Origin of the sequence: Xenorhabdus aichiensis (assembly GCF_028598775.1) — a bacterium.
Lineage (GTDB): Bacteria > Pseudomonadota > Gammaproteobacteria > Enterobacterales > Enterobacteriaceae > Xenorhabdus > Xenorhabdus bovienii.
Genome location: NZ_JAQRFO010000076.1, coordinates 1 through 10,229, shown reverse-complemented (window position 1 = coordinate 10,229; position 10,229 = coordinate 1). Strand labels below are relative to the sequence as shown.

Genomic DNA, 10,229 nt, shown 5'->3' with positions numbered 1-10,229 from the left:
TAGAAAAGGCCACGCCGGAGCGCAGCCTTGAATTCAGGGTATAGATTTGGGTTATTTCCAACTAAAGCAAAAATGCAGTGCTTTATCTGCGCTTTGTTGCAACAGAGTAGCTAATTTTTGTGCGTCATCATTGCCATAACGGACAATGTACGCTACAAAATTATAATTTAGTTTTTGCGTAGAAGAGAAAGTACCAAGATTATAGGTTATGTCATCGACAGTGACACGTAAATTTCTCTTGAGTAATTCTTCCATTTTCTGACGATTAGCGTCACTGCAAGTTACACAAAACTCCAATTTCCCTGATTCTTTCACTTGGAAATTTATAAACTTTTCAATAACTGTTTTATTTTTGGTTATTTTTAAAGTACCGATAGGAGGCTTACCCACGCCACCGTATTCGCTATCATATCCCCAAACTTGATATTTTTCCTCTTCGCCATACCTTGCACTATATTTTCTATAATCTGGTTTAAGATCAAAAACAAGCATATTGTCATCTGATTCAACAAACATCCAATCACAAGCCATCAAATCTTCCTGTGTCGGCTGCCAAGGTGCCCAATTACCATAAATATTTCGTTTATCAATATGAGATAAATAATCGTAATTACCTTCGATAACTGTTCTACGTGGAACAAAATTCAATTGTTCCTCTTTAGGCCAGCCACTACGACGAGCTTTATTCCCCAATTTCAACTGAACCAGCGCCCACCAAAAAGAACCTACAGGTGCGATAATCTGATCGCCTTTATAATCATCTGGGTCAAATGGACATTCATGTTCGGGATTAATAACGTCAGACATACTATTTCCTTATATTTATAAATAATGGGAAGCTAAACCATAGAGTTAGCTTTCCGTCCGCTGCTAAACAGCCCGAATATATTAACGAATGCTTATGGTTGGGTGAATTGATTAGCCTTGTATAACAATCCATACAACCAGTTGAAACTAATCTAATTCATTGGAAATCCCTATCATTTACCGTTCGGCTTTTTCCTTGCCGCCCAGTAGCGTTCAAGTTCTTCCGGCGTGGCTTTCTGATCTTCGAAGGTATTACCGATTTTCAAGCCATCCGGCAAAAGTGCCCAAGCGACATAAAAATATCGAGGTTCAAACGCTGCTCCCATCCACGGATGAATGCCGCTGTATTCTCCTTCATCGCAAAAACTGATGTAACCGATATGCCAGCCATCGCAGGGGTTGTAGATTAAAACCTCTTTGTCATCCATATCGAATGTGGGTTGTTCAGATGCAGGACGGATAACTAAGGATTCTGTGATTGGTGAAGACATGCGTTCCCCCAGAAAGTGAAAAGGCCACACCGAAGTGCAGACTACATTGAGTAATCTGAATAGAATGAAGTTGTTATAATGTGATTTAATATTAGACTCGTGACTCAATACCAAACCAAAAATTTCGGACTCTCTTATTAATGACAAAAATAATATCAATCACATCGGTTTCAGGTGGAGGCAAAACCACTATATCTAATGCTCTTGTCGCGAAGCTACATAACAGTTGCTGTATTCACTTCGATGAGTTTGAGTTTCCTATTTCTCCAGCTGATATAGACGATTGGATTAATAGAGGTGGAGATTATTGTGAATGGGATATATCCCCATTCAGCCAAAATCTTAACAATTTAGTGAAAGGTAACCTTTATGATTACATAGTATTGGATTACCCATTCGCCAGAGCTCACCCTGCACTTTCTTCTCAAATTGATTACGCTTTTTTTCTTGAAACTCCGTTAGATATCGCATTATCTCGTCGTGTGTTAAGAGATTTTCAAAAAGCCAGTAGTCAAGAGATTCTAGATAGTATTAGCGAATACTTAAAAGATTCGAGACCTTCGTTTATTGCGATGCAAATACGCGAAAAGTGTTTTAGTGATTACATAATAGATGGTGAGCTTTCAATATCCACAATCACAAGGTCTATTCTGAATCAGGTTAAGAGCAGTAAATAAAATAGAGTCACTAAAGACAACAGCAAGTCTTATTCTTAATTTCAGGCAATAAAAAACCCACCTATTAAGTGGGTTAATTTATTACTTACAATTCTGGCAAAATATCAAAATTGATTAAAATATGGCTGATTTCGGACACTTTTGCAAGTTTTATAGATCATGGTATGATTTTTGTTCAATTCTTAACCGGGTGATATCTTGAAGTGCTTCTCTATCCATGTTTTCGCATAACTCTACCAAGGCGCTCCAATATGGCGCATAATTATTTTTCCAATTGTATACACTCACCCCAGCCAAGCTGGCCAATTCTGATCGGGTATAAGAGAAGAAACTCTCTGAACGACACGCCTTAGCACATTGCTGAACGGCCAACCAGACCAATCCTTTTAATCTCGTGCTCACTTTGATTGATATCCTTCGGTCTGCTTGCCCTGCCAGAAAGCCTCCCCAGAGATATTCGCATAGTTCAACCTGATAGCGATAATCCAGGGAATGTGCGTAACAGTACAACACCCATGCCAGTTTGGGTTTATCCATGGCCAGTACTGCCCGCCGCCACGAACTCCCCCTGTATGTTATCGGGTTAATAGGCGGTTTGGGCTGTTTTCTCATTCGGGTTTCAAGACAAAAAACCGGATCGGTATCCTGTACCACCCAGTGATTTCCCACCCTGATACGGGCTTTATTACGCTTATAGTGATCTGTACATGTCAGTGGAGAGTCTTCAAATGCCGCCAATTGCCCCTTGGTTTCACCGGCAATATCAAACAATGCGGGGATAATCTGCGTGCGTACGTATTGCAAGTCATGCGAATACCATTTTGTCATTATTTGATTGCCCCTATCCCCAGCGATCTGTCCAAAAAACGAAATAATAAATCCACCTGGCTACCGTGTTTTTCTTCCCATGCCAGCCTGTCCCGATGCAGGTCGTCATGACATTCCCGGCAAAGTGGCAGACAAAACAAATCATGCGCCTTAGTGCCCATCCCGCCCTGCCCATGACCGATAATGTGGTGGGGATCATCGGCAGGACGCTGACAGGCCGCACAGGGCTGGGATTTCACCCATTGCAGCCATTGGGTATTACGCCACCGTTGTAATTTTGGCAAACGCATAAAGCTGGCGGGCGGTTCAGCGTCAACCTCTGCCGTCAGCACATTTTTAACCTGCTCCACGCGCTCATTAACAATATCTTGTGAAGTCAGGGGTTCCCATCGGATATCGTGTTCGCTGGTGGTACTTTGAGTTTTCTCTCCGTGGTCATCTGCCCGCTGCAGGGCGCGATGACTGATAAATGATGGCAGCAAATCCGCCACCCGATGAATGACCGCCCAGCTAAATAATTCTGGCCATGTCACCTGATGGTGAGCAGGCAACCGGAAGTCACTGATGACGTTATGCAATACCCACTGATACAGGTTTTGTTCCGCTGCGTTCTGTATACGATCAGAGCCGTCCCGACACTGGTTATCATGGTGCCAACATGTCCTGACGGCGCTGTTATTATATACAGTTATTGTCAATAAATTATGATGGTAATTTTCCTCATCTGCCGCCTGACAGAATGAAACAGTCTGGGCGATGTAATGCTTCATCCCTTCCAAACTGCCAGCGACTTTGATGACCCGCTCATGCTGAAAAAAGGGGTACAAGCGCTTATCGGAAGCCAGCCATTGCCCTTCTGTTACTTGCCCTGATGGAGCAGACCGGAGCACAGCAGGCTCAGGCGTGAGCAACATCCTGCCATAAAACCCATTCAGGAGATGGCGACCCGGCTTAAAGACCACCAGCCCCAGATCACTGACAATGTGCGGGGTCAGTAAATAATTCATGCCATGTACCCCACTTTGTATTCCGCCCACAAACCCGCCACCCAGCGAATTCCCTTCGTGGTAAACCGTGATTGAGTGAACGCATGAGCATTAGTGATATTTGCCCCTGTCTTCACTTCAAACCGTTTTGCATCGATGTGATTCTGGTAGGGCAGCATCGTGCCATTCAATCGATACATGATCCGCCTGTCCAACAGGAACCCGCGAAACTCCGGTTCTTTTGCCTCAATCAGCTTGCAAACCTGCCGAAATGTCATTGATCCACGCGCATCCACATACCGATCCACAAACGCCACTTTTGGGGCTGCATTTGCTAATTGTGATTCCAGCGCCTGATTGTGCTCTGCCAAATCTGCAGCTAACCGCAATGCGTCAGGCAGCGTTTGGGGGATATGAGAAATTTGGTGCTGTTCCAGTGCCTGCCAGCGATCCACCAGCCGGGCAGTAAACTCAGGGGATAACTGCGCAACAATCACATAGCTGTCACGCTTGCCTATCCGGTATTCATAAGTGGTCTGATTCTGGTGATTTTTGACTTCCACCATTGGTGGGAGTTGAATAACAGCCCGTTCTGCCAACCGTTCGACGGTTCTTTTCACTGAATCATGTCGGGACTCAACCAGATCAGCAATCTCCCTGCTCGACATGGTTAATCTATGCATCATTAAATTTGGCATTCTGCCCCCTAGCCTGAATCTTAGCTTTAGCCTTTTCTATGTCGGTCACTTGCTGTAATTCATTCATGACATTGTCATTCATCCACAGGCATTCCATGCGTTTGACAGATCCAGATTTTCCACTCGCTGCACTGGTCTTGGTGTATTTCGTCCAGTCAGATAATGCATTGTTATACAAAGAAGAATCATACCCACTGATGATTACCATCCCCGTCAGGCTTCGTACGCACTCTAATAACTGGGTATGCTGATCTTCATCCATTTCATGACGATAATAGCTACCCACCATGACTCTAGTTGCAGGCAAATACGGTGGGTCAACAAAATGCAACGTTGTTTTGGTATCATGGTCTTGCATACATTTCACTGCATCCCGATTCTCAACCAAAACGCCCAAAAAACGCTGCGCTACTGCTATCAAGTTATCGGGGGCGCGCTCCCAAATTTTCTGAGCTGTCGCACTATTGCGCTTGGTATCGAGCCTAAATCCTGTCGTTCCTTTGGTCGCTCCGGCTGAACCAAAACCCATTGTTGCCCTAACAATCAAGCGGCGAGCACGCTCTACTAGGTCCCCAGTGGGTTCATAGGCATATCGAAACTCAGTCCGCGAATAAGGCGTTAATGCGCAGGCATCTATCAACTGCTTACTCAACGCAGGATCTCGTAGAACTTGAAAAAGGTTAACCACATCATCATCAAGATCGTTATACACCTCTGCGTCACTGCGGTTTTTTCTTAATAGTACTGACGCTGCCCCACCAAAAGGTTCCACATAACAACGGTGTTGGGGAAAGTGACCAATAATCCACGACGCCAGTCTGAATTTACCGCCGTGATAACGAATAACTGGATGTTTGATATCCATCAAATCACTCCCTCATTCTGCTCAGGGCTTCCACCAACAACCCGAAATCCCGTTTGTAACGCTTCTTTCGCAATCTGTTCTGCGGCCTGCTTCCAAATCCCACGCCAAGCAGCCAGTCCAGTCACCTCACTCATACGACCTACTCCCGCTTTACGCGCCATTTGCGCCGCCAGTTCCTGAAGGCGGTTTGCCGGTGTCCAGCCTGTTGAAAATAGCTGTCGGAACGTGGCATCACGCTCCACGGTATCAATGACAACGTCGGCTTCCCCGGCTTTCAGCCAGCGACCGTTAACATATGGCGGGCACCCTGCCTGGCACCATTTGCGGGCCTTGTCGAAATATTCTGCGCAGTTTTCGGGGCTAAACAGGGTTTTCGGGCGCAGGTAATCACGCATCTTGCCGTCATTCGCCCATTTGGCGGTCAGGTAGTCGGTGATCAATGTTAGATCTTCTGGCGCATAATCTTCACTCAGTCGAGCGCGGATATATCCCATCGTGGTTTTACCGTCACGGTAGCTGGAATTAGTAACCTGATTGAAATAATTCAATACCTGTTGAGCGGCGTCGGGTTCCTTGGGAACCTGACAATAATTCTCTGTAGTACTCTCTGAAGTAATCTCTGTTGTATTCTCTGTAAGAACAGGCCAATTTGACCCGTTCAGAGTGGCGCATTCTGACCCGTTTGACTGTTTCAATTTGCGCTTATCGATAGGGTCATTTTGACCTTTTCGATTATTTGGTTTTGAATTGTTCGAAGGGGTCATTTTGACCTCATCGGTCAGCAATGCATGCTCATAGTTTATCGAATAATAATTTGTGCGGTCGTGATTGGATTTATTGATTTGTTCAATACGTAACACGCCTGTTTTTTTCAAATTAGCAAATGCACGTTTAATGGTGGATTCGGAAAAAAACGGGAACTGTTCCTGCCATTTCTCGATAGTATTGTAGATCCAGCGGTGGCCATTTGCCTCAATGCCGGACGCGGTTTCAATCAGCCAGTATTGAATCTGCTGTAAAACAATAGCCTCATTCAACCCGAGGCGTACCGCCAGTTCAGGAATAACCACCAGTGGACGATTTTTTAACAATAACAAACTCATACCATCCCCTCACTCATCCATACGGGTGTATTTTTCTTTGAAGTTTCGCAACGGTTCCACACACGGATGCTCATAGCCTTTTCGCATAAAAACGACCCACTGGCGTTCAGCATCCCAGCCAATGACATGAACTTCGATACCGCGCTTATCACGATAGCGGCGATCCAGTTTTCTGATGTTTTCATTGCCCATGACTCCGTTCCCTGTATTCACCCACAACCCACTGTACAAAACTGTGGTTGGTCAGCTCCCACTTACCGAGTATTCTGATTTCATAGCAGAACGGAGTTGCCCGACCCCCAGGAGTAAAGCGGCAACGAATTTGCGCAATGCCATTACTTTTGGTTAAACTGGCCATGCGTTAATTACTCCACACAATGTTTTTGACGTGCCGACGCCTCAGACCGCATATCTGGGGCGTCAACCTTTTCGGGCGGGCAAAAATAGCGATAGGACAAACTGAGGTATTCCAGCGTGAGGATCTGCAAACGTTCCCCGATGTAGTTCAGCTCTGCCCTCTCCTGTTTATCAATCACACCATCGGCGGTAAATTCATTCCAGCGCTGGGCTAACTCCCCCATTTTTCCAACCAGCTCGTTAAATTTTGCCGCAATATCCTCTCTGTCCACCTCCACGACGGGGGACGGAACAAATACACCACCAGCCCGTCGAGCCATTTCTTCCACCAGCAATGGCTCACCACAGGCACTCTGAATCACTTCAGCGAACCCAATAGGAAAAATCTGATCCCCCTCATCACGCAGACGGTTGTATACAGAGTTTTCCGTAACCCCTAACCACTCAGCCGCCTCTTTATAGCCTCCGTTCAGCTTGGTGATCATTCTCTTCACGACTCGTGAGTACCATGTAGGCTGTTTCTCTATCTGCCAGTTTTTCATCCCACGGCTCCTCTTATTTTTCTGTGGTTTATTTATTTCAGTTTTCAACTACTCTTTGGTTTGTACTAAATCAGCTAAATCTGGGCGGATATCACAGGGCTGTATCATTCCATTAGTGGCTCGCACTATTGGCATCACAAACCGCGCATCTATGCCGCCACCGTGCAGCCAACGCCAAACCGTTGGTTGCTTGACATTACATAGATCAGCCAATTTTTTTTGGCTGCCAGCAATCCTGATAGCTTTTTGAATTACTTTATTTTTTGCCACAAACAAACCCTTTTGCTATTAAACCCACCAAATAATAGCAATACGTATTTAATTTCACAATAGCAATGTGTATTTGACGATCGATACGCATAGCTATAAATTGCATTGTATGAAAAATTCAAATATTGCAGAGCGCCTCACAGAGGCAATGAAATTACAGAAAATGACTCAAGGCGCCTTAGCTGAAGCATCCGGTGTTACACAGCCAACAATCTGGCGGTTAACTCAGGGTCAAGCTAAAGGCTCTTCGAAGATCATAGATATAGCTCATGCGCTAGGGGTCAATCCAGAATGGTTAGCTAACGGTACTGGCAATATGCTAATGGGTGACGGAACACCAGTAATGTCCAGTTTAGATAATCGACAACAAATACCCGTTTGGGATATCAATGGAAAAACTGACGATTTTGTGATCTCTCCGTCAGGTAAACCGTTGCCCACATGGCGTGCCTATGTAATGGAGAGAAATAGCGGATGTGCTGAAGCGCCATCCGGCTCAATTGTAATTATTGATACAGCCATTGTGCCTGGCACAAAAGATTTGGTTATTGCAACCGTAAATCAAAAAGATATATCTGTATATAGGTTTTTAGATGGTGGAACTGCTGGTTATTTAGATGTAGACGACTCTCGAATCCCATTGCTAGATTTATCATCGTCGCCAGCCACCGTGCTTGGCGTTGTAATATTTTTATTACGGGATTTCAGGAAGTAATCTCCAATTTCATGTAATCTGGTAGACTCTTCATAAACGCCTTCGTCCATCCTGTGTAAAACCAAAATCATACATAACGCCCTCTAGGGTTCTGTAATCTATTGGGCAATAAACCCTCAAAATTACTGATTTTTTATACAGTCACCACGGTATACTTTATCTATCTACTCCAAAAAATCAACACAGAAAGCACCCCGTTTTGCTGACGCTTTCTGACTTAGCTATTCCATTTAGAAAAATAAATTACGTATCCTTACAATGTGTTATACGTTTTTCTATTATAACTTGATTAATACGTATTGCTATTAAAAATACGCATTGCTATATTTGGGTCACTGAAGAGGATAACGTGATTTGCGGCTGACTGATTCTTCAGCCAACACCAGGAGGTCAGCCGCGATTTTTTTTTGCACTTATAGATAAGGTTTCTGAGTAGCTGGTGGCCTTATCTATAAGTGTGGAGTAGCCAAAAACTGTGTGGAGTAATAACCATAACCAATGGAGGTTAGCATGAGTGAAAGCAAGAAAACCGTGGTTCCCGAATTTATATCCGAACTGGATGGCGGGGTTTTCGAAAATAAACTGTCAGCGTCATTAAATGCGGTTGCACTGGGTGTATTAAATAACGGTGGTAAGGGCAAAGTGATCGTAGAGATGGATATTTCTCGGCTGAATAATTCCATCGAAGAAAAACGCATCATGATTTCCCATAAATTGAAATTCACCGCACCAACGCCTCGCGGCAAATCCTCAGAAGAGGATACCACTGAAACACCAATGTATGTTGGTAAGGGCGGGAAATTGACAGTTATGCAAGAAGATCAGGGGAGTTTATTTTCCATTAACGGAGAGCCGGACAGGAAAATAAAAGCAGTAAACTGATTTAATTTATTCATATTTTACTTTCAATATTAATTAATACTCAAAATAAAGAGTGGAGGTTTTTCATGTCTCAATTAGATAACACAGCTATTTCTCAAGTTCAGGAAATGAGTATCGCTTCTGCGTCTCTGGATACCATTAAAAAAACAACTTTTGCTGCTGCCCTTATCCCTGAAAACTACAACCTCGAAAGTCTGGAAGAGTTCAATCTTTTACGTTATCGCTTTCGTGGGGAAATGAAAACAACCAGTATTGACGATTTCGTTAAATATTCTATTGGTTATTCCGATGTACAGGTAACTCGCTGTTTTATTGATGCTGATAAAATGCGGGCTGAAACTATTTTCAATCTCGGTACCATAGCCAATCCCGGTCATGCGGATAACGCAGCCAGTATCACTTTGAAGAAAACAGCACCGTTCAGCGCCCTGCTGGAAATTAACGGCCGTAAGTCACGGCAAAAAGAACTCGCTGAATGGCTGGAAGACTGGTACGAACATCTGACCGCCTTTGACGCCGATGGGCATGTACTGGATATTAAAAAGGCCATTGGCGCTATCCGTCGTATTACCATTGAAGCCACGCAATCCCAAGATCACGAAGAGCATGATTTCAGCGGAAAACGTTCAGTACTGGAAAGTATCGAAGCCAAAAGCAAAGAAGTCATGCCTGCTGTGTTTGAGTTTAAATGTATTCCTTATGATGGACTGTCAGCACGCAGGTTTAAATTACGTTACAGCATTCTGACAGGTGATAGTGTTCCTGTGTTGGTGCTCCGTATTGCGCAATTGGAAGCGAGAGAAGAAGCCATTGCTGGAGAGTTTCGCGATCTTCTGACCGTTGAGTTTCAAGATGCGGACATTGAAACATTCATCGGTAATTTCTCAACCAGATAATAAATAGAAAATTAAGCGTCGTTATTTACGGCGCTTATTTAAAAATATTGTGTGGAGTCATTAATAATGTCTTGGTTAACTACATATACAAAAAAGCATATTTATCTTTCCA

General features: G+C 44.0%; 15 protein-coding genes. 4 read left to right on the top strand and 11 right to left on the bottom strand.

All coding sequences use genetic code 11. The features are described from left to right. Positions 1–51 precede the first annotated feature (51 nt). Both PSI22_RS20245 and PSI22_RS20240 read right to left on the bottom strand, forming a co-directional pair. Positions 52–807, bottom strand: coding sequence for a DUF2829 domain-containing protein (locus tag PSI22_RS20245; RefSeq protein WP_273581311.1), 756 nt, complete (start codon positions 805–807; stop codon positions 52–54). Between the two features lie 173 nt (positions 808–980). Further along, on the bottom strand, positions 981–1,298 hold the full coding sequence (locus PSI22_RS20240) for a hypothetical protein (RefSeq protein WP_273581310.1): 318 nt from the start codon (positions 1,296–1,298) through the stop codon (positions 981–983). Between the two features lie 140 nt (positions 1,299–1,438). Between PSI22_RS20240 and PSI22_RS20235 the strand changes: the two genes are divergently transcribed. Beyond that, on the top strand, positions 1,439–1,975 hold the full coding sequence (locus PSI22_RS20235; protein ID WP_273581309.1) for a nucleoside/nucleotide kinase family protein: 537 nt from the start codon (positions 1,439–1,441) through the stop codon (positions 1,973–1,975). A gap of 150 nt (positions 1,976–2,125) precedes the next feature. On the opposite strand, the gene PSI22_RS20230 is transcribed toward PSI22_RS20235, so the two are convergent. Genes PSI22_RS20230 through PSI22_RS20190 form a run of 9 tightly spaced genes read right to left on the bottom strand, consistent with a single transcriptional unit; the run spans position 2,126 to position 7,624 of the window. Continuing rightward, a complete protein-coding gene (locus PSI22_RS20230; protein ID WP_273581308.1) occupies positions 2,126–2,803 on the bottom strand; it encodes a bacteriophage antitermination protein Q in 678 nt (225 codons plus the stop codon). Further along, entirely contained in the window at positions 2,803–3,810 is a 1,008-nt protein-coding gene (locus PSI22_RS20225) for a DUF968 domain-containing protein (protein ID WP_273581307.1), read from the bottom strand. Before PSI22_RS20225 ends, PSI22_RS20230 begins: the two co-directional genes overlap by 1 nt. Continuing rightward, positions 3,807–4,487, bottom strand: a complete 681-nt coding sequence (locus PSI22_RS20220; protein ID WP_273581306.1) for a phage antirepressor KilAC domain-containing protein — start codon at positions 4,485–4,487, stop codon at positions 3,807–3,809. Before PSI22_RS20220 ends, PSI22_RS20225 begins: the two co-directional genes overlap by 4 nt. Continuing rightward, positions 4,465–5,352 carry a DNA adenine methylase gene (locus tag PSI22_RS20215; protein WP_273581305.1) on the bottom strand — a complete coding sequence of 296 codons (888 nt, stop codon included), beginning with the start codon at positions 5,350–5,352 and terminating at the stop codon, positions 4,465–4,467. Before PSI22_RS20215 ends, PSI22_RS20220 begins: the two co-directional genes overlap by 23 nt. Beyond that, positions 5,352–6,455 carry a conserved phage C-terminal domain-containing protein gene (locus tag PSI22_RS20210; RefSeq protein WP_273581304.1) on the bottom strand — a complete coding sequence of 368 codons (1,104 nt, stop codon included), beginning with the start codon at positions 6,453–6,455 and terminating at the stop codon, positions 5,352–5,354. The genes PSI22_RS20215 and PSI22_RS20210 overlap by 1 nt, the downstream gene beginning before the upstream one ends. 9 nt (positions 6,456–6,464) lie before the next feature. Next, positions 6,465–6,647 (bottom strand): DUF4222 domain-containing protein, encoded by a 183-nt coding sequence (locus PSI22_RS20205; RefSeq protein WP_273581303.1) that lies wholly within the window; start codon positions 6,645–6,647, stop codon positions 6,465–6,467. Further along, positions 6,637–6,813: a hypothetical protein gene (locus PSI22_RS20200; RefSeq protein WP_273581302.1), complete on the bottom strand. Its 177-nt coding sequence runs from the start codon at positions 6,811–6,813 to the stop codon at positions 6,637–6,639. The genes PSI22_RS20205 and PSI22_RS20200 overlap by 11 nt, the downstream gene beginning before the upstream one ends. A 7-nt stretch (positions 6,814–6,820) precedes the next feature. Further along, on the bottom strand, positions 6,821–7,354 hold the full coding sequence (locus PSI22_RS20195; protein ID WP_273581301.1) for a YmfL family putative regulatory protein: 534 nt from the start codon (positions 7,352–7,354) through the stop codon (positions 6,821–6,823). 48 nt (positions 7,355–7,402) lie between these two features. After that, positions 7,403–7,624, bottom strand: a complete 222-nt coding sequence (locus PSI22_RS20190; RefSeq protein ID WP_273581300.1) for a helix-turn-helix domain-containing protein — start codon at positions 7,622–7,624, stop codon at positions 7,403–7,405. Positions 7,625–7,691: 67 nt separating this feature from the next. Between PSI22_RS20190 and PSI22_RS20185 the strand changes: the two genes are divergently transcribed. From PSI22_RS20185 to PSI22_RS20175, 3 genes are all read left to right on the top strand, one after another. Further along, positions 7,692–8,339, top strand: a complete 648-nt coding sequence (locus tag PSI22_RS20185) for a helix-turn-helix domain-containing protein (protein WP_273581299.1) — start codon at positions 7,692–7,694, stop codon at positions 8,337–8,339. 510 nt (positions 8,340–8,849) lie between these two features. Further along, positions 8,850–9,221, top strand: coding sequence for a YfdP family phage-associated protein (locus PSI22_RS20180; RefSeq protein WP_273581298.1), 372 nt, complete (start codon positions 8,850–8,852; stop codon positions 9,219–9,221). A 65-nt stretch (positions 9,222–9,286) separates the two neighbouring features. Continuing rightward, positions 9,287–10,117, top strand: coding sequence for a YfdQ family protein (locus tag PSI22_RS20175; protein WP_273581297.1), 831 nt, complete (start codon positions 9,287–9,289; stop codon positions 10,115–10,117). The last annotated feature ends 112 nt before the right edge of the window (positions 10,118–10,229 follow it).